Genomic DNA, 22,253 nt, shown 5'->3' with positions numbered 1-22,253 from the left:
ATGAGCACCACGCACGTCGACCCGCCGGGTGGCCACCACGGCCGCCCGGCGGTTCCGTTCGCCGCGACCGAGGCACTGGCCCGATGCGTGGCGGTGGAGCCGGCCAAGTTCGCCGCCGACCACTGGGGGCGCAGCCCGCTGCTGTCCCGCGCCGCCGAACTGCCCAACCCGGACGGCTTCGCCGACCTGCTCAGCCCCGCCGACGCCGACGAGCTGCTCAGCCGCCGCGGCCTGCGTACCCCGTTCCTGCGGGTCGCGAAGGACGGCCAGCTGGTGCCGGCGGCGCACTACACCGGCGGCGGTGGCGCGGGCGCCGAGATCGGCGACCAGGTCCTCGACGAGAAGGTGCTGGCGCTCTACGCCGACGGTGCGACGCTGGTGCTGCAGGGTCTGCACCGCACCTGGCCGGCGCTCGTCGGCTTCGCCCGCGACCTGGGCACCGCGCTGGCCCAGCCGTTGCAGGTGAACGCCTACCTGACTCCGGCCGGCAGTCAGGGCTTCGCCACCCACTACGACACCCACGACGTGTTCGTGCTCCAGGTGGACGGGCGCAAGCACTGGCGGATCCACCCGCCGGTGCTGGCCGACCCGCTGGAGCGCCAGCCCTGGGGCGGCCGGGCCGACGAGGTGTCCGCGACCGCCGACGGGCGACCGGCGCTGGACGTCGTGCTCGAACCGGGCGACGCGCTCTACCTGCCGCGCGGCTGGCTGCACAGCGCACAGGCCCAGGAGTCCAGCTCGCTGCACCTGACCGTGGGTGTCCGGGCGCTGACCCGGTACGCAGTGGTCGAGGAACTGCTCGCGCTCGCCGCCGAGGACGCGCGGCTGCGCGCGAGCCTGCCGTTCGGGCTCGACCTGGCCGACCCGGACGCGATCGAGCCGGAGCTGACCGAGACCGTCGAGGCGTTGCGCGACTGGCTGCTGCGGGCCGATCCGGCTGCGGTGGCCGGCCGGCTGCGCGCCCGGGTCTGGCCGGCCTCCCGGCCCGCGCCGATCCGGCCCCTGGCGCAGGCGCAGGCGCTGGCCCGGCTGACCGCGGACAGCGAGGTCGCGGTGCGCGGCGGCCTGCGCTGGCAGCTCGCCCCGGCCACCGACGGGCGGGTCACGCTGCGCGTGCCCGACCGGACGCTCACGCTCCCCGGCACCTGCGAGGCGGCGCTGCGCGCGCTGCTGAACGGAGAGGTGACCCGGGTGGGCGACCTGCCCGGCCTGGACGACGACGCCGACCGCCTGACCCTGGCCCGCCGCCTGCTCAAGGAGGCGGTCCTGACCCCCGCCTGACCCGGGCGCGACCGTGGGGCCGACCGGCTGTGGGCCGCCGACCTCACGATCGGCGCCGGGGGGAGCCGGCGGGCGGGTCAGCGGGTGTAGGTCACCGTCAGCAGGAGCAGGGTCGTGACCAGGCCGGAGGCGGCCACCAGGATCATCGGGCGCGGGGTCAGGACCGCGTGGCGGCGGTCGGCCAGCAGCCGGGCCGGCACCAGCCCGATCACCGGGCCGAGCAGCGTCACCACCAGGGCCAGCACCGGCAGGCCCACCGCCAGGTCACCGCTGGAACCGGCGGCGAGCGCCCGCGCCCCCACCCCCAGCGCGTACGCCACCAGCGCCCCGCCGATGCCGCACGCGACCAGCAGCGGGTTCACCGAGCCGGGCAGCTCGCCCGGCGCACCGGTGCGCTCCAGCAGCTCCCGGACCGTTCGCAGCAGCGGCACCGGGTCACCGGCGGTGCCGTGCACCGGGCCGGGCGGGTCACCCAGCCGCCGGGCGCCCGTGCCGAGCCGGGCCCGCAGCTGCGCCCACAGGTGCGTGACCTCGCCGTCGACGCGTTCCACCAGCCGATACGCCTCGGCCACCTCCGCCTCGGCCTGCCGCACCTGCTCGGTGGCCTCGGCGACCGCCCGGTCGGCGGCGGCCACCTGCTGGGCGTACCAGGTGTGCGCCTCGGCCCGCTGGGCGGACACCCGGGCGGTCAGCTCGGCGAGCCGGCGGATCTGCGCGTCGTACGTCTCACTGGCAACCGGTTCGTTCATCGGGACGGACCATAAGGGATGATCACCTGTCCGGTGCGGTGCACCGCCCGGTCGAAGTAGAGACCGCGCCACGGCCGGGGATACCAGTCCGGCCCGCCGCTGCCCGGATAGAGCGACGAGCCCAGCTCACCGCCCTGCACGTCCAGCGCCACCCAGGCGCCGATCTGGTCGGTGCGCGCGCCCGCGCCGCCCAGGTCGACGCGCATCCGGGCCACCCCGCGCCACCACGCCAGCACGTGGGTACGCCGTTCCGGCCCGTCGTGCAGGATCCGGCGCAACTGCTCCAGCCCGGTGCGCGTACCGGCCTTGCCGGCCAGCGCCGCGGCGGCCGCGTCCACCGCGTACAGCAGCAGGAAGTGCGGGGTACGCGCCGCACCCGGCGCACCGAGTCCGTCACCCGCCTCGGCCATCAGCTCCGGCACCGTCTCCTCGTCGTACCAGGAGGCGTCGCCGGCCAGGTCCTCGTACAGGGCGCGGGCGGCCGGGTCGGCGTCCGGGTCCAGGCAGGCGATGGAGAACCGGGCGGTGCCGGGCCGGTACTGCCGGGCCAGCGACCGGGCGGCGGCGTCGAGCACCGCGCACGCCTCGTCCACCCGGGTGCCCAGCACGGCCAGGTTGCGGCCGGGAGCGCGGGGCAGCCGCAGCGCCGCCGAGCGGGCCTGCACGTCGATGATCTCGCCGAGCAGCGCCACCGGGCTGCGCGGCACGCCCTGCTCCGGCGCGGTCAGCGCCCGGAAGTCCGGCGCGTCGGCCAGGCCCGGGATCGCGTCGCCGTCGAACAGCCGGGCCGGCGCGGCGTCCTGCGGGCGCATCCGCCACAGCCGGTGCTGAAGCTCGCTCCACGTCTCCCAGTCGCTCGCCGACGGGATCCGGGCCACCTCGTTCCCCTCGGCCAGGCCCGACTCGGCGTTGATCACCGCGTGGTGGCGGGGCAGCGACTGCGCCGCGTCGTTGCGCTCGGCCAGGATGCGCAGCGCCTTCGGCAGCGCGATCCGCAGCGTGAACTGGGCGACGAGCGCGGGCCGCCCCCACAGCGCCTCGATACCGCGCACGTCCTGCGAGGCCAGCACCAGGTGGATGCCCTGCGACCGGCCCCGCCGGGCCAGGTCCTCCAGCAGGTCGGCGGCCTCCCGGGCGACCACGTCCCGGCCGGCGAGCAGCGCCTGGAACTCGTCGACCACCGCCACGATGCGCGGCCAGTGCCCGTCCGGGTCCACCGCGCGCAGCTCGGCCAGCTTGGTGACCTCGTGCTTCTTCGCCGCGTCGGCGCGGCGGCGCAGCTCCTCGGCGAGGAAGCGCAGCAGCGCCAGCCCGAACTCCCGGTCGGTGTTGACGTTGATGCCGACCAGCCGCATGTGCGGCAGCCAGCTCGGGTCGCGCCGGCCCTGCGCGAACCGGGCGAACGACACGCCCTCCTTGAAGTCCAGCAGATAGAACTCCAGCTCGGCGGGGGAGTAGCGGGCGGCGAGCGCACCGATCCAGGCGAAGATCAGGTTCGTCTTGCCGGTGCCGGACGGGCCGCCGATCAACGCGTGCGGCGGGTAGTCGCCGAGCGTGAGCAGCACCTGCCGCCCGTGCGGGCCCTCGCCGACCGGCGCGCTGAGCCCGTGCGCCGAGTCCTCCCGCCAGTACTCCTGCGGCGGCGGGAGCAGGTCGGTGAACGGCGTCGGCGGCGGGCCGGCGGCCACCCGGGAGGCGACGGTACGGCACGTCTCGGTGACCAGCGCGGGCGGCGGCGGCGCGTCGAGCACCACCGGCAGCCCGGCCACCCGGGCGTCGTCGCGCTCCACGGTGATCCGGGTGACGGTCGGGTCGTCGGGCAGGTCGACGCCGCGCACCACCAGGTGCACGCCGCAGGCCGCTCCGGTGCGGACCACCCGGTCGAGCTGGCCGCGTTCGTGCCGGGACAGCTCGTCGCCGCCGAGCAGCACCGCCACCCGCCACGGCTCCGGGCGGCGTCCGGTGGCGGCGGCCAGCTCACGCAGTGAGCCGTACTCACCGGCGAGCACAGTGGCGTTGATCCGGCGGATCTGCTCCACCAGGTCGTCGAGCAGCCGGCCAAGTCCGCCCGGTCCGACGAACGTGAGCAGCCCGGCCGTGCCGAGCGGCGCGAACCCGGCCAGGCCGCCGCCCAGGTGTTCCGGGTCGTACCCGTGCAGCCGCACCGCGCCCGGGTCGGCCCGGCCGACCGAGCGCAGCAGCAGCGCGGGTACCACGGCGGCGAGCCCGTCCCGGTCGCCGCCGGCCAGGTGCGCGTGCCCGGCGTCCAGGAGCGGAACCAGCGCCGGCACCGGTTCGGCGCCGTCGAGGCGTACCGTGCCGACGCGCAACGCGCCGGGCGGCTCGGACCGGCCGGCGGGCGTAACCTGCCAGCGGTCCCAGGGCGCGGACGCCGCGCCCGGCGCCTCCCGCTGTGCCGCGGTGGCGGCCCGGCGGGCCAGCTCGGTGAGGCGGGTGGTGTGCCGGGCGTCGATCTCGGCCAGGCGCCGGTCGCGGGCGGCGCCTACCCGGGCGGGCACGGCGGCGGCGGCCCTTCGGGTACGGTCCAGCCGGTCCCGCCCGGCGGCCAGCTCGGCCTCGGCGGCGGTGAGCCGGGTACGGGTGGCGCCCAGGGCCTCGGAGAGCATCCCCCGGACCCGCGTCACCAGTCGAACGCGGACGTCAGCCACGGGACGACTCCCGATCGTCGGTGTCCTTGGGCAGGTCCCGGCCGAGCCGGTCGAGCAGCACGCCGGTGAGCACGCCCGCGGTGACCGCCGGGTCGGCCGCGTGCGGCTGCTCCGCGTCGTCGTCGCGGCGCGGCGGGGGCATCCGGCACACCCGGGTCAGCAGCGTGTCCAGCACCGGGCGCGGCAGCCCGGGCAGCAGGTCGCGGACCCGGGAGTCCAGCGCGCCGCGCAGCCGGGGCAGGTCGTCCGCGCGGGGCGGATGACCGAGCAGCTCACCGGCCAGCTCGCGCAGCAGCGGCGGGGTGATCGCGGCCAGCCCCAGCCCCACGTCGGCGTGCGCCCGGCGCAGCTCGCGGTGCAGCCGGTCCCGGTCGCCGGAGCGGATCCCGGCGACCACCCGGCGCAGCAGCTCGTGGGCGTCCCCGACGCGCTCGTCCGGCTCGTCCGGCGCGCCCTCCCGGCCGCCGGTCAGCTCCGCCACCCGCACCGCCCACCAGCGGCGCACCGCCGGCTGCTCGCCCGGCTCGGCGGCCGGGCCGGCCGCCGGTGGTTCCTCGCCGCGTGGCGTGTCGTGCCGGGGCGGTCGTTCGTCCGGCGGCGCCGGCCGCGCGCCGTCGGCGGCCAGCCCGATCGCGGCCAGGTACGCGGTGAGCTGCTCCTGCGCCACGCGCAGCGCGTAGCCGGCGGTCTCGGCGTGCTCGGTGGCCGAGGACAGTTCCGGCACCCCCATCGGGTCGGACGACTCCTGGCGCACCCAACGCAGCCGCTCCTGCGCCTGGCCGAGCTTCTCCAGCGCGGCGGCGAGCTGGGCGAGGGGCAGTTCCTCGGCGGCGGCGCGCACCTGCGCGCCGATGTCCTCGACGATGGACACGGCCGGCCTCAGAGCGTCGCGACGTAGAGCTGTGCCTGCTCCACCGCGACCAGTGTCGCGGCCAGACACTCCTCCAGTTCCTGGCCGGCCTGTGTCAGCGAGGCCTGGGCCGCCTCGACCGTCTCGTGGCCGCTGCCCTCCAGCGCGCCGGCCAGCGTCTGCTGTGCCTCGGCCAGCTTCTCGCCGGCTGCCTGCACCGCTGTCTGGCCGTCACCGATCTGCTGGAGAGCGACATCGATGGCGGCCTTCAGCTCGGCGACGCTCGCCACGGGGACCTCCTGGGGGCGGAAGAGATCTCCATTACAACCCATGGCGGCGGGTGGGCGAACATCCACCCTCGCGGCGTTGCGGCCCCGGTGTCCGGTTCCGGCCCTGACGTGCGCGAAGACCGCGCCGCTGGTCCCGTCGGCGGATGCCTCGGTCCCGCCGGCGGGACCGGGTGACCTAGCGGACCAGCCAGCGCGGGCCGCGTACCTCCGCGCCGAGCGCGGTCACCCGCCCGCGCAGTTCCCGGTCGGCGGTCACCACGACCCGCCGCCGATCCGGCGCGGCGGCGACCAGCTCGACCATCGTGTCGTCGCCGGAGCCGGGCGCGGAGACCACCTCCACACCGGGCGCGGGCGCCACGTGCCGGGCCGCGCCCTCCACCACCAGCACCACCTGCACCGGTGGCGGCAGCTCCGGCGGCACGCCCGCCTCGCCGACGGGCGCCAGCGCGTCGCGCAGCCGGACGGCCGCGCCGGCCCGGTCCCGCCACCACCCGTCCGGGCGCGAGCCCACCACGTTCGCGCCGTCCACGATCAACAGCGGTCTGCTCTCCATGCCCCCAGCCTGCCATCCGGTCGCGTTTGTCGCGCCGACCGCCGGGTAGCCACCGCCGACCGTGCCGCGCGTGCCGGGCGCCGGTCGTGCCGACTGACTGCGGAGGACGAGATGATGGGACCGGGTGACTTCGGCAACGACCCCTGGGACGAGTTCCTGGCCCGATACTTCGGCCGGGGCGAGGGGGGACGCCGGCCGGCGCACCGGGTCGACATCACGCGCCTGATGACCGCCGACGCCCGGGAGATGCTCGCCGACGCGGCCCGCCGTGCCGCCCAGAAGCACAGCAACGACCTGGACACCGACCACCTGCTCTGGGCGGCGTTGCAGCGCGAGCCGCTGCGCGACCTGGTCCGCCGGGCCGGCGCCGACCCGGAGGCGCTGCTGGGCGCGCTGGGCGGGCCGGGTGAGGGCGCGTCGCGGGGCGAGGTGCCGCCGAACCTGTCGCTGACCCCGGCCGCGAAACGGGCGCTGCTGGACGCGCACCAGCTGTCCCGCGCGATGGGCGCCAACTACATCGGCCCCGAGCACATCCTGATGGCGCTGCCGCTGAACCCCGAGTCGCCGGCCGGCCGGATGCTCGCCGCCGGCCGGATCCAGCCCGAGTCGTTGCAGGCGGCCAGCGCCGAGCGCGGCGCGTCGAACGTCCCGCGCCCGGACCGGGGCACCCCGACGCTCGACCAGTACGGCCAGGACCTCACCGAGCTGGCCCGGATGGACCAGATCGACCCGGTGATCGGCCGGGCCGACGAGATCGAGCAGGCCGTGGAGATCCTGTCCCGGCGGACCAAGAACAACCCGGTGCTGATCGGTGAGGCCGGTGTCGGCAAGACCGCGATCGTGGAGGGGCTGGCCGAGCGGATCTGCGACGGCGACGTGCCGCAGACGCTGATCGGCAAGCGGGTCATCCAGCTCGACCTGTCCGGCCTGGTCGCCGGCACCCGCTACCGGGGTGACTTCGAGGAGCGCCTGAAGAAGGTGATCGACGAGATCCGCGCCCACCGCGAGGAGCTGATCATCTTCCTGGACGAGATCCACACGCTGGTCGGCGCGGGCGGCGCCGGCAGCGAGGGCGGCATGGACGCGTCGAACATGCTCAAGCCCGCCCTGGCGCGCGGCGAGCTGCGGGTGATCGGCGCGACCACGCTCGACGAGTACCGGCGCAGCATCGAGAAGGACGCCGCGCTGGCCCGGCGGTTCCAGCCGGTGCTGGTGCCCGAGCCGACGGTCGACGACACCATCTCGATCCTGCGCGGCCTGCGCGACCGGTACGAGGCGCACCACCAGGTCCGGTTCACCGACGAGGCGCTTGTCGCCGCCGGTGAGCTGTCCGACCGGTACGTCACCGACCGGTTCCTGCCGGACAAGGCGATCGACCTGATCGACCAGGCCGGCGCCCGGGTGCGGCTGCGCACCCGTACCCCCGCCGAGGACGTACGCGAGCTGGAGCAGCAGCTCGACGAGACGCGGCGGGACAAGGAGCAGGCGGTCTCCGACGAGCAGTACGAGCGGGCCTCCGCGCTGCGTGACCGGCTCGCCGAACTGGAGGACCAGGTCCGCCGCGCCCGTGGCGACGAGGGCCCCAACCACGTGCCCGAGGTGGGGCCGACGGAGATCGCCGAGGTGGTCTCCCGGGCCACCGGCATCCCGGTCACCCAGCTCACCGAGGAGGAACGCGACCGGCTGCTGCGCCTGGAGGGGCACCTGCACGAGAAGGTGATCGGCCAGGACGACGCGGTCAGCGTCGTCGCCGAGGCGGTACGCCGGTCCCGTACCGGCCTGGCCGACCCGAACCGGCCGATGGGCAGCTTCCTGTTCCTCGGCCCCACCGGTGTCGGCAAGACCGAGCTGGCCCGCGCGCTGGCCGAGGCGCTGTTCGGCGAGGCGGACCGGATGGTCCGGGTGGACATGAGCGAGTTCCAGGAGCGGCACACGGTCAGCCGGCTGGTCGGCGCCCCGCCCGGGTACGTCGGCTACGAGGAGGCCGGTCAGCTCACCGAGGCGGTCCGCCGCCGCCCGTACGCGGTGGTGCTGCTGGACGAGATCGAGAAGGCGCACCCGGACGTGTTCAACATCCTGCTCCAGGTGCTCGACGACGGGCGGCTCACCGACAGCCAGGGCCGGACCGTGAACTTCAAGAACACCGTCCTGATCATGACCAGCAACCTCGGCTCGGAGCTGATCACCGGCACCCAGCGCACCGTCGGCTTCGCCACCGGCGCTCCCGGCGAGCAGGAGAGCGACGAGCTGCGGGAGCGGCTGATGCGCCGCCTCCAGGAGAACTTCCGTCCGGAGTTCCTCAACCGCATCGACGAGGTGATCATCTTCCAGCGGCTGGAGGCCGAGCAGCTGCGCCAGATCACCGGCCTGCTGCTGGAGGAGACCCGCCGCCGCATGCACGCCCAGGACATCCAGGTCGACTTCAGCACCGCTGGCGTCGACTGGCTCGCCGAGCACGGCTACCAACCCGAGTTCGGTGCCCGCCCGCTGCGCCGGGTGATCCAGCGCGAGGTCGACAACCGGCTGTCCCGGATGCTGCTGGAGCACCAGGTCTCACCGGGGCAGAAGGTCACCGTCGACACCCGCGACGACAAGCTCGTCTTCGACGTCGCCGCCGGTGAGCGGGGCTACACGCCGGCCACCACGTCCCATCCCCGATGACCGGTCCGTCCCGGCCGGGACGGACCAATCCGTCAGCGAAGGACCGGAGGGCGGACATGACCGAACCCGAGGAATCCGGCGACGACACGGGGGCCGTCGGACCGATCGAGGCGGCCCCGACGGCGAACCCGTCCCGGGTCCGGGTGCCGCCGGAGGGCCTGCAGCAGCACACACCGAACGAGGGCGAGCCGGCACCCGGGCCGCCGCCGGGAGAGGAGGCGTGATGGTACGCGAGGCGCGACTCGACCCCGAGGTCGAGGTGATCTGGGACGACTTCCACGCCGAGGTGAACGTGCCCTCCGAGACGCTGCGGCAGTGGCTGCTGACCCGCGGCTCGGGGGAGGAGGCCTTCGGGCCCGGCCCGGACCTCGACCTGCCCGAGCCCGGCCGGCAGATCCTCGCCGTGCTGCGCAAGCGCAAGGTGGACCTCACGCCGGAGGACATCGAGGTGATGCGGGAGGCGATCAGCCGGATCCGGGAGCTGACCGCGCAGCGGCCACGCCGGGGAAACGCCGACGACGAGTGGCGCCACGCCCTGCTCGACCTCGGGCACGACGTGCTCGTCGAACGCTGAGTCCCTGCGGCGGCGCCCGGGCGGACCACCCGCCCGGGCGCCGCCCGCTACTCCGACTCCAGGCTGGGCAGCCGCAGCCCGGCCGCGTCCGCCGCGGCCTGCCGGTCGGCCCGGGCGCGTTCCTCGCGGCTGAGCAGGTTGGCGTACTCGGTCACGTCGGCCGGACCCGGCGTCTCCGGCAACCGGCGCAGGAACGCCTCCACCTCGGCTGCGGCGGTGGTGTGCGTGGTGGCCGCCTGGCGCAGCAGCTCCCGCTGGTCGGCGGCCGGATACAGATCAGTCATGTCGCCGGTGATACCCGGGTTCAGGCGATTCGCACCCCGCCCGAGCCGTTGGGCTGCACGCCGAACTCCGGGTGCGCCAGCAGCCAGCCCAGGTATTCCGGATGGTTCGCCAGCGCGTCCGTGTACGCCGCGACCGCCGCCGACAGCACCGGCTCGGCCACCGCCGCGGCCGGCACGTCCGGATGCCAGCCCAGCAGCAGCCGCCAGCGCAGCGGCGTACCGGCCAGCCGGCGGGTGACCAGTCCGGCCACCGGACGGAACGTGGCCTGGCACAACGCCACCGCCTCGCCCGCGTCCACCAGGTCCAGCGCGGCCCGCACGTCCGCCTCGTACACCTTCTTCGGGGTGAAGCCCGAGCGGGCGCAGGCGGCGGCGAAGCAGTCGCCGAAGCAGCCGTCGCCCGGAGCGGCCACCCACCGCTCGCGCCGCAGGCCGACCAGGTCGACCTCGGCGCGGCCGGCCAGCGGGTGGGTCTGCGGCAGCAGCACGCAGATCGGCTCGACCGCCACCTCCCGCCAGCTCAGCCCGAACCCCGCCGACGGCGTCGAGTCGCCGCACACGCCGGTCAGCGCGAAGTCGAGGCGGCCACCGGCCACCATCTGCGCCAGCTCGTCCACCGACCACGAGCCGTACGTGGTGATCTGCGCGTCCGGCCGCTCGGCGGCCAGCCGGTGCACCAGCCGGCCCAGGATCGGGCTGTTCACCCCGCCGAAGCGGTACCGGCGCAGCGGATCGCCCGCACCGGCCATCCGGGCCGCCTCGTCCCGCAGGCCCTTCATCGCCGGCAGCAGCACCCGGGCCCGGTCCAGCACCAGCTCGCCCAGCGCGGTGGGGCGGGCGCCGCGGCGGTCCCGTTCGAACAACGGCCCGCCCAGCGCCCGTTCGATCCGCTGGAGCTGGGCGGTCAGCGCCGGCTGGGCCAGGCCGAGCGCCGAGGCGGCCTTGGTGACGCTCCCCGTCTCCGCGATCGCGCAGACCACACGCAGGTGTCGCAGCTCCAGATCCATACCGTGACGGTAGGACCACGAATCGATACGCGGAAGGGTCGATCTGCTCACCCCTCGCGGCGATGCTCCAGGTCGCTCAGCCGGGTACGCCGCCCGGTGACCGCGTCGCGCACCTTGTCGAGCACCCCGACGGCCGGTTCGACGATCTTGTTCCAGGGCGGGGTGGCCGGCGTGCCGGGGTGCGGGCGGGTCGGCGCCGCCTCCTCCGCGATCTCCCACCGGTTGCCCAGCCGGATCAGCTCGGCGTCGCTGGCCACCTCCCGCAGCGGCGTGACCAGCGCCGCGACACGGCTGACGTGGCACCGTACCCGCTCGGCCACGTCCGCGACCGCCGGGTCGTCCGCGCCGGACAGCTCCTTGAGCGCGGTCAGCAGCCCGGCGTCCGCCTCGATCTCCCGCTGCACCAGTTCGGCGGCGTCCGGCATCGCGGCGCGGGCCGCCGGGAACAGGTACTGCTCCTCCGCGGACAGGTGCCGGGACACCGCGGCGGTCAGCACGTCGAGCACCTCGCCCCGACCGGCCGCGTCCAGCGCCGGGTCGGTGACCCGGTCGGCCAGCCCCAGCAGCGCCCGGTGCTCGGTGTCCACGAGGTCGGCGACGCTGCGCCCACCCGGCCGGTACGCGTCGTCGGCGGCGGGCGGCAGCGGCGGCAGGGGGACGGTCATGGTGCCCTCCTCGTGACGGCCGGAGTCGATGTCCGGGCGGTCCGGCGGTACCCGGCCGGACGACCCGCGAAACCGCCGCCGGAGCACCACCGGTCCCCGGCCACCTCACCTGCTGGTATAAGGAAGCGATACCTGCTGGTATAAGGAAGCGATGACGAGCGACGCCGCCCCCGCCCGACCCGACGCCACCGACGAGGTCGTCGACCTCTGCCGCGACCTGCTGCGCATCGACACCACGAACACCGGCGACAACGACACGAGCGTGGGGGAACGGCGGGCCGCCGAGTACGTGGCGGAGAAACTCGCCGAGGTCGGCGTCGACGCCGAGATCCACGAGTCCGCGCCCGGCCGGGCCAACCTGGTCGCCCGCATCCCCGGCACCGAGCCGGGCCGCGACGCGCTGCTCGTGCACGGGCACCTCGACGTGGTGCCCGCCGACCCGGACGAGTGGTCGGTGCACCCGTTCTCCGGCGAGATCCGCGACGGCTACCTGTGGGGCCGCGGCGCGATCGACATGAAGGACTTCGACGCGATGGTGCTGTCGGTGGTCCGTGACTGGCAGCGCACCGGCGTCCGTCCCCGGCGCGACGTCGTGCTCGCGTTCACCGCCGACGAGGAGGCCGGCAGCGACTACGGCGCGCACTTCCTCACCCGGCGCCACCGCGACCTGTTCGACGGCTGCACCGAGGCGATCGGCGAGGTCGGCGGCTTCTCCTACTCGGTCGACGAGCAGCGCCGCCTCTACCTGATCGAGACCGCCGAGAAGGGCATCGACTGGCTGCGCCTGCACGCCAGGGGCCGGCCCGGCCACGGCTCGATGGTGCACGACGACAACGCCGTCACCGCGCTCGCCGAGGCGGTCGCCCGGATCGGCCGGCACCGCTTCCCGGTGGTGATGACCGACACCGTACGGGCGTTCCTGGCCGAGGTCGTTGACGTGCTCGGCATCGAGATCGACCCGGACGACCCGGAGACCGCGATCGCCAAGCTCGGCCCGATCGCCAACATCATCGGCGCGACGATCCGCAACACCGCCAACCCGACCCGGCTCGCCGCCGGCTACAAGGACAACGTCATCCCCGGCCGGGCCACCGCCACCATCGACTGCCGCAGCCTGCCGGGCCAGAGCGAGGAGCTGGAACGGCAGCTACGCGAGCTGGTCGGGCCGGACATCGCCATCGAGTACGTCCAGCGTCAGCCGGCCCTGGAGACCACGTTCGACGGCGACCTGGTGGCGCGGATGTCCGAGGCACTGCGCGCCGAGGATCCGGGCGCGCACCCGGTGCCGTACATGCTCTCCGGCGGCACCGACGCCAAGGCGTTCTCCCAGCTCGGCATCCGCTGCTTCGGGTTCGCGCCGCTGCGGCTGCCCGCCGACCTCAATTTCTCCGGCCTGTTCCACGGCATCGACGAGCGGGTTCCGCTGGACGGACTACAGTTCGGCGTGCGGGTTCTGGACCGCTTCCTCCGTACCTGCTGACCGCGCCCGCCGCGGCGCCGCCGGCGCGGAACCTCCCCCCCATCGCGAAGGGACTGCCACACATGACCGACCAGCACGGTGAGCTGGACGCCGCCCTCGAGCGGGTGATCGACGCGGCCCGCGCCCACCTGGCCGCCGTCCGGGCCGCCCAGGGCCGGATCGACGACGACGCCGTCTGGCAGGCGTATGTCGCGTTGAACAACGCCTCGTTCGCCTACGACGAGCAGCTGCTCGACGCGTTCGGCGAGGTGACGCCCTGGGACGTGGACTCGATCGACCCGGACGAGGCCGACGAGCGCTTCGGCGCCGTCGAGGGTGGCGAGCCCACCGACCCGCACCCGCGGGTCATCTCGGTGCGGCAGCGACGTGACTACCGGGTGCCGAGCGTCGCCGCGCTGCTGCGCGCGGCCGAGGCGGCCCGCCGGGAGGGCACCCCGGAGGAGGACGAGCCGGCGCCGGTGGAGGGGGTCGGCGAGGCGGTGCTGGAGCTGCTGCAGAGCGGCGACGGCTCGCTGTCCGCGCTCGACGTGCCGGAGCTGGAGCCGCTGGACGGTGTGGTGATGGTCAGCGAGGTCGGCACCCCCGTCGACCTGGAGTCGTTCGACGACGACGACCCGGTCGGCCCGTTCCAGCCGGCCGCCGACGACCGGCTGGTCGGCCGGCTCGACGAGCACCCGTTCATGGAGCTCGACGAGGAGCACGACCACGCGCACTAGGCCGTACGCGTCTCCGGGGCGGCGCCGCGTCGCGCGGCCCCGGGGACCGGGCCCGGTGTCAGTACGACAGGCCCGGCTGCGACTGGTTGGCCAGGCGGCGCCGCAGCACCACCTGCCGCGTGCCGTCCCGGTAGAGCCGCACCCGGGCCAGCTCCCAGCCGGAGAACTCGGCCTGGATCGCCAGCTGCGCCGTGGCGGTCAGCCGATCGACGTTCGAGGGCAACCGCAGCGGCGCGTATTCGTAGTCCATGCCCCTATGCTGCCCAGGTCGCGGGCCCTCCGCCACCCCCGGCGGGTGACCCGGATCGCCCTCGCGCCGCTCAGCCGTCGCGCTCCGGGTAGCCCACCGGCGCCGCCGACACGTCGTCCAGCGCCGTGACGATCTCCGCCGGCAGCGTCATCCGCTCCACCTGCAACGCGCCGAGCAACTGCCCGACGGTCCGGGCGCCCAGGATCGGCGCGGTCACGCCGGGCCGGTCCCGGACCCAGGCCAGCGCCACCTCCAGCGGCGACACACCGAGCCCGCCGGCCGCGATGGCGACCGCCTCCACGATGCTGGAGCAGCGCGGCTCCAGGTACGTCGCGACGAAACGCTCGAAGTGCGGCGACACCGCCCGCGAGTCGGCCGGGCGGCCGTTGCGGTACTTGCCGGTGAGCACGCCCCGGCCCAGTGGCGACCAGGGCAGCACGCCCAGCCCCATCCCGGCGCAGGCGGGCAGCACCTCCCGCTCCACGCCGCGCTCCAGCAGCGAGTACTCCACCTGCGCGGCGACCACCGGCGCGCGCCCCGGCCACGCGGCCTGCCAGGCGGCGGCCCGGGCGGTCTGCCAGCCGGAGAAGTTCGACACCCCCACGTAGCGGGCCTTCCCGCTGGACACCGCGTGGTCCAGGGCCGAGAGCGTCTCCTCCAGCGGGGTGTGCGGGTCGTACCCGTGCACCTGCCACAGGTCGACGTGGTCGGTGCCCAGGCGGCGCAGCGAGGCGTCCAGCGTGCGCAGCAGGTGCCCGCGCGAGCCGTCCCGGCGGCGGCTGCCCGGCCGCAGGCCCGCCTTGGTGGCGATCAGCAGCTCGTCGCGGTCCACCAGGCTGCCCAGCAGCGAGCCGATCACCGACTCGGCGTCGCCGTCGGCGTACACGTCGGCGGTGTCGACCAGGTTCCCGCCCGCGTCGAGGTAACTCTTCAGCTGGGCTGCCGCGTCGTCGGCGTCGGTGTCCCGTCCCCAGGTCATGGTGCCGAGCGCGAGCCGCGATACCGCCAGCCCGCTTCGGCCGAGCGGTCGCTGTTGCATGGGGTGAACCTTATTTCGAACCCGGCGTCACGGATATCCTCGCCGCAGTCAACTTCCCGCGCGTCCTCAACCGGTGTGACATGTTCGGGGCGAGCCGGACGTCGAGGGTGCCACGCTCATTGCGTAACCTGATGCGACCTGTGGTGCGGACGGTGGGAGGATCAGTGCGACTCGGGCTCAACCTCGGATACCAAACGGCGTGGAGCACGCCGTTCGACCACCTGGCGTTGGCCCAGGAGGCGGACCGGCTCGGCTACTCGGTGGTGTGGGCCGCGGAGGCGTACGGCTCGGACTCGCCGAGCATGCTGGCCTGGATCGCCGGGCAGACGGAGCGCATCGACGTGGGCTCCGCGGTCATGCAGATCCCGGCCCGTACCCCGGCGATGACCGCGATGACCGCCGCGACCATCGACACGCTCTCCGGCGGCCGGTTCCGGCTCGGCCTGGGCGTGTCCGGCCCGCAGGTCTCCGAGGGCTGGCACGGCGTGCGGTTCGCCAAGCCGCTGGCCCGCACCCGGGAGTACGTCGACATCGTCAAGCTGGCGGTGGCCCGCAAGGAGGTCGCGTACGACGGCGAGCACTACACGCTGCCGCTGCCCGACGGCCCCGGCAAGGCGCTGCGGCTGGGCTTCCACCCGCCGCGCGAGCACATCCCGATCTACCTGGCCGCCGTCGGCCCGAAGAACCTGGAGCTGGCCGGCGAGATCGCCGACGGCTGGCTGGCCGTCTTCTACTCCCCGGAGTTCGCCGAGGAGCACCTCGCCTCGGTGCGGTCCGGCCGCGCGGCGGCGGGCAGGGAACTGGCCGGCTTCGACGTGGTGCCGTCCGTGCCGGTGGTGGTCGGCGACGACATCGCCACCTGCGCCGAACTGGTGCGCTGGTACGCCGCGCTCTACATGGGCGGCATGGGCAGTCGCAAACAGAACTTCTACAACCAGCTCGCCACCCGGATGGGCTACGGCGACGCGGCCCGCGAGGTGCAGGACCTCTACCTGGCCAAGCGGCAGCGCGACGCGGCCGCCGCCGTGCCGATGGAGTTCATCGACCGCACCTCGCTGCTCGGCCCGAAGGAGCGCATCGCCGAGCGGATGCGGGAGTACGCCGCCGCGGGCGTGACCACGCTGTCGGTGTCGTTGTTCGTCGCCGACCGGGAGAGCGGGGTGCAGACCCTGCGTACCGTCGCCGAGGCGCTGGAGCTGTCCGGAGTCGGCGAGTGACCTGGATCGAGGCCATCGTCCTGGGGCTCGTCCAGGGACTGACCGAGTTCCTTCCGGTGTCCTCGTCGGGGCACCTGCGGATCACGTCGGCCGTCTTCTTCGGCCGGGACGCGGGCGCCTCGTTCACCGCGGTGACCCAGCTCGGCACCGAGGCCGCCGTCCTGATCTACTTCGCCAAGGACATCGGGCGGATCGTCCGCACCTGGTTCGTCGGCCTGGTCGACCGCTCGGTGCGTTCCAGCCTCGACTACCGGATGGGCTGGTACGTCATCGTCGGCACCATCCCGATCGGCATCTTCGGGCTGATCTTCAAGGACCAGATCCGCACCGCCGGCCGGAACCTGTGGCTGATCTCCTGCACGCTGATCATCGGCGCGGTGCTGCTGGCCTTCGCCGAGTACTGGGGCCGGCAGACCCGTACGCTGGAGAACTTCCGGATGCGCGACGGCGTGGTGATGGGCTTCGCCCAGGCCGCGGCGCTGGTCCCCGGCGTGTCCCGGTCGGGCGGCACCCTGACCGCGGGCCTGCTGCTCAACCTGACCCGGGAGACCGCGGCCCGTTACTCGTTCCTGCTGGCCATCCCTGCCGTGGTGATCTCCGGCCTGTTCAGCCTCCCGGACGTCTTCGAGCCGTCCGCGCCGGGCACCGCCGCGCCGAGCATCGCGCAGATGGTGATCGCGACGCTCATCGCGTTCGCCGTCGGGTACGCGGCCATCGCGTGGCTGCTGCGCTACGTCGCACACCACACGCTGTACGTCTTCGTGCTGTACCGGGTGGCGCTGGGCAGCCTGGTGATCTGCCTGCTGGCGACCGGCACGATCAGCGCCACCTGACGCTGCCTCCCGGTACGCGTGAAAGGCCGGCACCCCGTCGTCGGGGTGCCGGCCTGTCTCGCTTACTTGTTCCAGTGTTCGGCGACCAGGTCGGCGGCCTGCTGCTCCCACTGGGCGTAGTGGTCCGGGTAGGCGGACACCTGGACGGTCTGGGCGGCCTTGGTCAGGGGCATGTCCTGCCAGCCGTCGACCTGCTTCAGACCCTTCAGGAACGCCAGGGTGGAGTATTCGGGGTCGGTGATCTGCTCCACCGTGCCCCAACCGGTGGACGGGCGCTGCTGGAACAGGCCCTGCGAGTCGTGGTCGTTACGGTCACCCAGGTGGCCGAGGTTCTCCAGCTTCGACTCCTGCAACGCCGTCGCGATCGACACCACCGCGGCTCGCTCGTCCATCCCGGCCTTCTTCGTCGCCGCGATGATCGCCTTCACGTTCGCGGTCTGCTCGTCGTCCAGCTCGATCCGCGACTGCTCGCCCTGTACACCGTGCGGGATCAGCTTGTCACCCTGCACCGTCACGGCCACCGGCTTGGCGGCGTGCGTGGTGTCCGCCGCGTGGGCGGCCACCGGGCCGGCGAACACACCACCGGTGAAAGCCAGACCAGCGATACCCAGCACGCTCTTCCGCAGAATCGGGTTCATCGGAATGCTCCATTCGGGGGTCGACGCCCGTACCGGTGGGGGCCGGTGCGGGTGCGAGCACCGTCAGGCGCTCAGAAAAGCTCTCGGGGGGTCCGGCGTCCTGCTCACGCGGCCCGCACATCACGCCCGGGGGCGGCGGGGCCGGCTGGCGGTGCCGGAGACATGTGCAACGACCGCGGGCCGGGGATCATTCCCGGGCGCCTGCCGCCCGCCCTTCACCGGCGCGGGGTGCTGTTGCGGTCGTACACCAGGTATAACGCCCCGCCACCGGCACCGATTCCGCCGCCCGGGTGTCCCCCACCACCCCGAAACCCGACACCCCACCCCACCGCCGTCCCGCCCACCCCTCTGCCGTACCCGCCCACCCCTCTGCCGCGTCGATCACGACGTTGACGGCCCGTTGTGTCCGGTTCGTCACCGCCCCCTCATGATCGACGCCTCCGGCAGGACCGATGCAGTCGTCGATCATGATGTTGCCGGCGGCCGCGCGAGGCGAGCGAGGCAGACACCGTGTTGGGCGATCATGAGGTCGGCGGCGTGAGCTGACCGTTTTGTCCGAGCCAACTTCATGATCGACGGCGACGGGTGGAGGGTGAGGGCCGGCGCGGGGGCGGGGAGGCGCTGGGCTGACGTGGCGGGACGATCATCGGGGGGCGTACCGCCTAGGGTGGTCAGCGTGGCGACCCTTCTGCTTCTGCGACACGGCCGGACCACCGCGAACGCCGACGGCGGCCTGGCCGGGCGGCAACCCGTCGAGCTTGACGACACCGGCCGGGCGCAGGCGACGGCGGTCGGCGGGCGCCTCGCCGGGCTGCCGCTGGCGGCGGTGGTGACCAGCCCGCTCATCCGCTGCCGGCAGACCCTGGAGCTGGCGCTGCCGGGCGCCGAGCCGGTGGTCGACGACGGATTGATCGAGTGCGGGTACGGCGACTGGGAGGGGCAGTCGCTGAAGAAGCTGGCCAAGGAGCCGCTCTGGCCGGTGGTCCAGCAGCACCCGAGCGCCGCCGCGTTCCCGCAGGGGGAGTCGATGGCGGCGATGTCGGCGCGCGCGGTCGCCGCGGTACGGGCGTGGGACGCGCGGATCACCGCCGAGCACGGGCCGGAGGCGGTCTGGCTGGCGTGCAGCCACGGCGACGTGATCAAGGCGATCGTGGCGGACGCGCTCGGCGTACACCTTGATCTGTTCCAGCGGATCGTGGCCGACCCGGCGTCGGTGACGGCGATCCGCTACACCCCGCTGCGGCCGTTCCTGGTCCGGCTCAACGACACGGGCGGGGACCTGTCGGCGCTGGTCCCGCCGCCGCGCAAGCGGCGCCGGCGCCCGGCGCGGGCGGCCGAGTCCGACGCGGCGGTCGGTGGGGGCGCGGGCGCGGCCGGGTGAGCCGGGCGTACGCGGCGCGTTCGCTCTGGGCGGATTCGGCGTCGGTGGGCTGCGCGGTGCTTCCACACGCCGGATAGGGTCGTGGGTATGACGCACCAGGTGCACGCCTTCGAGCCGCCGGAGCGGTTCGTCGCCGGTACGGTCGGCCCGCCGGGGGAGCGCACGTTCTTCCTCCAGGCGCGCGGCGGCGGCCGGCTGGTCAGCGTGTCGCTGGAGAAGGTCCAGGTGTCGTTGCTCGCCGAGAAACTCGAGGAGCTGCTCGCCGAGGCGCAGCGCCGCTTCGGCGTCAAGCTGCCGGAGCCGGTGACCACCGTGACCGGTGACAACGAGCCGCTCGACACGCCGGTGGACGAGGAGTTCCGGGTCGGCACGCTGGGCCTGGCCTTCGACGTGGACACCGCGACCGTGGTGATCGAGGCGATCGCCGTCGGTGAGGCGGAGGTCGAGGTCGAGCTGGGCGACGCGGACGACGACGCCGACGAGGACCCGGACGAGCCGGACGACGACCTCGACCGTCTCCGGGTGCGGCTGACCCCGGAGGCGACCCGCGAGTTCATCGAACGGGCCAAGCGCGTCGTGAACGCTGGCCGGCCGCCCTGCCCGCTGTGCGGCCAGCCGCTCGACCCGGCCGGTCACCTCTGCCCCCGGAACAACGGCTATCACCGGTGACCTCGTCGGAACTGCAGCCCCGACAGGACGGCGCCGAGGCGCTGCGGCTGCTCGCCGACGGTGAGCTGACCCTGGAGGGGCGGCTCGTCGACGCCTCCAACACCACGCTGCGCGGGGTGATCGCGTTCGGGGACGTGACCGCGCGTTGTGTCTACAAGCCGGTCCGCGGCGAGCGCCCGCTCTGGGACTTTCCGGACGGCACGCTCGCCGGCCGTGAGGTGTCCGCCTACCTGGTGTCCCGGGCCACCGGCTGGGATCTGGTGCCGCCCACAGTGCTGCGCGATGGCCCGTTCGGTCCGGGCTCGTGCCAGCTCTGGATCGACGAGCCGGACGACGCCGAGCCGCTCGTCGGGTTCGTGCCGGCGCGGGACATCCCGCCGCGCTGGTTCCCGGTGGCCGCGGCCCGCGACGACGACGGGGCGGCGTACGCGCTGGCGCACGCCGACGACCCCCGCCTGGCCCGGCTCGTCGTGCTCGACGCGGTGCTCAACAATGCCGACCGCAAGGGCGGGCACGTGCTCGTCGGCCCGGACGACCGGATCTACGGCGTCGACCACGGCGTGAGCTTCCACGTCGAGGACAAGCTGCGGACGGTCCTGTGGGGCTGGGCCGGCCGCGAGCTGCCGGCGGACGCGGTGGAGATGCTCGACGGCCTGGTCGGGCAGCTGGGCGGGCCGCTCGGTGAGGAACTGGCCGAGCACCTGAGCATCGGTGAACTGGCTGCGCTGGCGGAACGGGTCGAGGGGCTGCGCGAGAGCGGCCGGTTCCCGCTGCCGCCGCAGGAGTGGCCGGCGATGCCCTGGCCGCCGATGTGAGCCGCTGTCGCGTTGATCACCCGTAGGGCGGCATCCGAGCGACTGACGGATCGTTAGGCTGGCGGTCATGGAGTCTTGGGCGGGACACGAGGTGCCACGGCTGCCCGGTGAGGGCGTGTCGCTGAGGTTGTACGACTCGGCACGGCAGGGCGCCCACCCCAGCCGGCCCGGGGGCGCCGCCTCGATGTACGTCTGCGGCATCACCCCGTACGACGCGACGCACCTCGGACACGCCGCCACCATGATCACGTTCGACCTGGTGCAGCGGATGTGGCGCGACGCCGGCCTCGACGTGCGGTACGTGCAGAACGTCACCGACATCGACGACCCGCTGCTGGAGCGTGCCGAGCGCGACGGCGAGGACTGGAAGGTCCTGGCCATGCGGGAGACCGCGCTGTTCCGCGAGGACATGGAGGCGCTGCGGATGATCCCGCCGGCGCACTACGTCGGCGCGGTCGAGTCGATCCCGGACATCGCCGAGAAGGTGCTGGTGCTGCTCAAGGACGGTGCCGCGTACCGGCTCGACGACGGCACAGGTGACGTCTACTTCGACATCTCCACCGCGCCCCGGTTCGGCTACGAGTCGAACCTGTCCCGCGAGCAGATGATCGAGCTGTTCGCCGAGCGCGGCGGCGACCCGGAACGCGCCGGCAAGCGTGACCCGCTCGACCCGCTGCTGTGGCGCGGCGCCCGCGAGGCCGAGCCGTCGTGGCCCGGCGGCGACCTGGGCCCGGGCCGTCCCGGCTGGCACATCGAGTGCACTGTCATCGCGTTGAACCTGCTCGGCGACCGGATCGACGTGCAGGGCGGCGGCAACGACCTGATCTTCCCGCACCACGAGTGCTCCGCCGCGCACGCCGAGCGGCTGACCGGCGAGGCGCCGTTCGCCGACCACTACGTGCACGCCGGCATGATCGGCCTGAACGGCGAGAAGATGTCGAAGTCCCAGGGCAACCTGGTCTTCGTGTCCCGGCTGCGGGCCGACAGGGTGGACCCGATGGCGGTCCGGCTGGCGCTGATGAGCGGGCACTACCGTAGCGACCGCTCCTGGACCGACGACCTGCTCACCGAGGCGCAGGAGCGGCTGGGCCGCTGGCGGCGGGCCGCCGCCGCGCCGGCCGGGCCGTCGGGGGAGGCGTTGCTGGCCGAGGTACGCGAGCGCCTGGCCGACGACCTGGACACGGCGGGTGCCCTGGCGGCGGCCGACCGCTGGGCCGACGGCACCCTGACCGGCGTCACCGAGGACGAGACCGCTCCCGCCCTCTTCCGCGACACGGTCGACGCCCTCCTCGGCATCGCCCTTTAGTCCCGCCCGCTTCCCGCCGCCCCTTCCCGCCCTCTCCGCGCGTCGATCTGACCGGTAAATGACCTGTACCACGGTGGGTTTTGGGCGCGCGGGGGTGGCCCGGCGTCGGTGGGTCGACGCGGGTGGGGTTGGGGTGTGGGGTGTCAGGTGGCGGGTTGCAGGGTGACGGTGTGGCCGAGGGATTCGAGTTGTCGGACGAGGCTGTTGGTCCTGCGGGTGGTGTTGATCCGGCGGTCGTGGAAGTCGGCGCCGAGGTCGTGGTAGCGGGCCGTCGGGTCAGCGAGTAGGTGCCAGATGATCACGAGGATGGACCGGGCGACGGCGAC

General features: G+C 74.2%; 23 protein-coding genes and 1 pseudogene. 12 read left to right on the top strand and 12 right to left on the bottom strand.

Features of this window, described 5'->3' with window-relative positions; all coding sequences use genetic code 11:
- Complete coding sequence (locus C569_RS0124620) at positions 1-1,281, top strand: cupin domain-containing protein (RefSeq protein ID WP_018788406.1); 1,281 nt, start codon at positions 1-3, stop codon at positions 1,279-1,281.
- A gap of 77 nt (positions 1,282-1,358) precedes the next feature.
- On the opposite strand, the gene C569_RS0124615 is transcribed toward C569_RS0124620, so the two are convergent.
- The 5 genes from C569_RS0124615 to C569_RS0124595 form a co-directional block, all read right to left on the bottom strand.
- Positions 1,359-2,030, bottom strand: a complete 672-nt coding sequence (locus tag C569_RS0124615; protein WP_018788405.1) for a hypothetical protein — start codon at positions 2,028-2,030, stop codon at positions 1,359-1,361.
- Positions 2,027-4,657, bottom strand: a complete 2,631-nt coding sequence (locus C569_RS0124610) for an FtsK/SpoIIIE domain-containing protein (protein ID WP_018788404.1) — start codon at positions 4,655-4,657, stop codon at positions 2,027-2,029. The genes C569_RS0124615 and C569_RS0124610 overlap by 4 nt, the downstream gene beginning before the upstream one ends.
- A 34-nt stretch (positions 4,658-4,691) precedes the next feature.
- Positions 4,692-5,570 carry a hypothetical protein gene (locus tag C569_RS0124605; RefSeq protein WP_018788403.1) on the bottom strand — a complete coding sequence of 293 codons (879 nt, stop codon included), beginning with the start codon at positions 5,568-5,570 and terminating at the stop codon, positions 4,692-4,694.
- Positions 5,571-5,578: 8 nt separating this feature from the next.
- Positions 5,579-5,839, bottom strand: coding sequence for a hypothetical protein (locus tag C569_RS0124600; protein WP_013286060.1), 261 nt, complete (start codon positions 5,837-5,839; stop codon positions 5,579-5,581).
- A 175-nt stretch (positions 5,840-6,014) separates the two neighbouring features.
- Positions 6,015-6,392: a hypothetical protein gene (locus C569_RS0124595; protein ID WP_018788402.1), complete on the bottom strand. Its 378-nt coding sequence runs from the start codon at positions 6,390-6,392 to the stop codon at positions 6,015-6,017.
- Positions 6,393-6,503: 111 nt separating this feature from the next.
- Between C569_RS0124595 and C569_RS0124590 the strand changes: the two genes are divergently transcribed.
- From C569_RS0124590 to C569_RS0124580, 3 genes are read left to right on the top strand one after another with little or no spacing between them, the layout of a single operon-like run.
- Positions 6,504-9,053 carry an ATP-dependent Clp protease ATP-binding subunit gene (locus C569_RS0124590; RefSeq protein WP_026268592.1) on the top strand — a complete coding sequence of 850 codons (2,550 nt, stop codon included), beginning with the start codon at positions 6,504-6,506 and terminating at the stop codon, positions 9,051-9,053.
- Positions 9,054-9,109: 56 nt separating this feature from the next.
- Positions 9,110-9,277 (top strand): hypothetical protein, encoded by a 168-nt coding sequence (locus C569_RS33835; RefSeq protein ID WP_018788400.1) that lies wholly within the window; start codon positions 9,110-9,112, stop codon positions 9,275-9,277.
- Positions 9,277-9,627 carry a DUF3140 domain-containing protein gene (locus tag C569_RS0124580; RefSeq protein ID WP_018788399.1) on the top strand — a complete coding sequence of 117 codons (351 nt, stop codon included), beginning with the start codon at positions 9,277-9,279 and terminating at the stop codon, positions 9,625-9,627. The genes C569_RS33835 and C569_RS0124580 overlap by 1 nt, the downstream gene beginning before the upstream one ends.
- 47 nt (positions 9,628-9,674) lie before the next feature.
- On the opposite strand, the gene C569_RS0124575 is transcribed toward C569_RS0124580, so the two are convergent.
- Genes C569_RS0124575 through C569_RS0124565 form a run of 3 tightly spaced genes read right to left on the bottom strand, consistent with a single transcriptional unit; the run spans position 9,675 to position 11,583 of the window.
- Positions 9,675-9,911, bottom strand: a complete 237-nt coding sequence (locus C569_RS0124575; protein ID WP_018788398.1) for a hypothetical protein — start codon at positions 9,909-9,911, stop codon at positions 9,675-9,677.
- 20 nt (positions 9,912-9,931) lie between these two features.
- Entirely contained in the window at positions 9,932-10,918 is a 987-nt protein-coding gene (locus C569_RS0124570; protein WP_018788397.1) for a LysR family transcriptional regulator, read from the bottom strand.
- A 47-nt stretch (positions 10,919-10,965) separates the two neighbouring features.
- Positions 10,966-11,583 (bottom strand): hemerythrin domain-containing protein, encoded by a 618-nt coding sequence (locus C569_RS0124565; RefSeq protein WP_026268591.1) that lies wholly within the window; start codon positions 11,581-11,583, stop codon positions 10,966-10,968.
- A gap of 151 nt (positions 11,584-11,734) precedes the next feature.
- Between C569_RS0124565 and C569_RS0124560 the strand changes: the two genes are divergently transcribed.
- Both C569_RS0124560 and C569_RS0124555 read left to right on the top strand, forming a co-directional pair.
- Positions 11,735-13,063 (top strand): M20/M25/M40 family metallo-hydrolase, encoded by a 1,329-nt coding sequence (locus C569_RS0124560; protein WP_018788395.1) that lies wholly within the window; start codon positions 11,735-11,737, stop codon positions 13,061-13,063.
- Positions 13,064-13,125: 62 nt separating this feature from the next.
- Entirely contained in the window at positions 13,126-13,779 is a 654-nt protein-coding gene (locus C569_RS0124555; protein WP_018788394.1) for a hypothetical protein, read from the top strand.
- A 58-nt stretch (positions 13,780-13,837) separates the two neighbouring features.
- Here C569_RS0124555 and C569_RS0124550 read toward each other — a convergent pair whose 3' ends face one another.
- Both C569_RS0124550 and C569_RS0124545 read right to left on the bottom strand, forming a co-directional pair.
- Positions 13,838-14,029, bottom strand: a complete 192-nt coding sequence (locus tag C569_RS0124550; RefSeq protein ID WP_018788393.1) for a DUF5703 family protein — start codon at positions 14,027-14,029, stop codon at positions 13,838-13,840.
- Positions 14,030-14,099: 70 nt separating this feature from the next.
- A complete protein-coding gene (locus C569_RS0124545; RefSeq protein WP_018788392.1) occupies positions 14,100-15,068 on the bottom strand; it encodes an aldo/keto reductase in 969 nt (322 codons plus the stop codon).
- A 164-nt stretch (positions 15,069-15,232) separates the two neighbouring features.
- Here C569_RS0124545 and C569_RS0124540 point away from each other — a divergent pair, with 164 nt between their 5' ends.
- Positions 15,233-16,285, top strand: coding sequence for an LLM class F420-dependent oxidoreductase (locus C569_RS0124540; protein ID WP_018788391.1), 1,053 nt, complete (start codon positions 15,233-15,235; stop codon positions 16,283-16,285).
- On the top strand, positions 16,282-17,118 hold the full coding sequence (locus C569_RS0124535) for an undecaprenyl-diphosphate phosphatase (protein WP_018788390.1): 837 nt from the start codon (positions 16,282-16,284) through the stop codon (positions 17,116-17,118). Before C569_RS0124540 ends, C569_RS0124535 begins: the two co-directional genes overlap by 4 nt.
- Before the next feature lie 62 nt (positions 17,119-17,180).
- Here the strand turns inward: C569_RS0124535 and C569_RS0124530 are convergent, their stop codons facing one another.
- Positions 17,181-17,756 (bottom strand): hypothetical protein, encoded by a 576-nt coding sequence (locus tag C569_RS0124530; protein WP_018788389.1) that lies wholly within the window; start codon positions 17,754-17,756, stop codon positions 17,181-17,183.
- Positions 17,757-18,423: 667 nt separating this feature from the next.
- Here C569_RS0124530 and C569_RS0124525 point away from each other — a divergent pair.
- The 4 genes from C569_RS0124525 (at position 18,424) to mshC (ending at position 21,927) form a co-directional block, all read left to right on the top strand.
- A complete protein-coding gene (locus C569_RS0124525) occupies positions 18,424-19,137 on the top strand; it encodes a histidine phosphatase family protein (RefSeq protein ID WP_018788388.1) in 714 nt (237 codons plus the stop codon).
- 87 nt (positions 19,138-19,224) lie between these two features.
- Positions 19,225-19,806: a DUF3090 domain-containing protein gene (locus C569_RS0124520; protein WP_018788387.1), complete on the top strand. Its 582-nt coding sequence runs from the start codon at positions 19,225-19,227 to the stop codon at positions 19,804-19,806.
- Entirely contained in the window at positions 19,803-20,621 is an 819-nt protein-coding gene (locus C569_RS0124515) for an SCO1664 family protein (protein ID WP_018788386.1), read from the top strand. The genes C569_RS0124520 and C569_RS0124515 overlap by 4 nt, the downstream gene beginning before the upstream one ends.
- Before the next feature lie 67 nt (positions 20,622-20,688).
- Positions 20,689-21,927 carry a cysteine--1-D-myo-inosityl 2-amino-2-deoxy-alpha-D-glucopyranoside ligase gene (gene mshC, locus C569_RS0124510; protein ID WP_026268590.1) on the top strand — a complete coding sequence of 413 codons (1,239 nt, stop codon included), beginning with the start codon at positions 20,689-20,691 and terminating at the stop codon, positions 21,925-21,927.
- 143 nt (positions 21,928-22,070) lie between these two features.
- On the opposite strand, the pseudogene C569_RS33830 reads toward mshC, so the two are convergent.
- Positions 22,071-22,253, bottom strand: a pseudogene (locus C569_RS33830) (IS110 family transposase); the annotation flags it as partial.

The organism is Micromonospora sp. CNB394, from assembly GCF_000374985.1.
Taxonomy (GTDB): domain Bacteria; phylum Actinomycetota; class Actinomycetes; order Mycobacteriales; family Micromonosporaceae; genus Micromonospora; species Micromonospora marina.
Note: the sequence above shows the minus strand (reverse complement) of the source record. Positions and strands in the feature narration are given on the sequence as shown.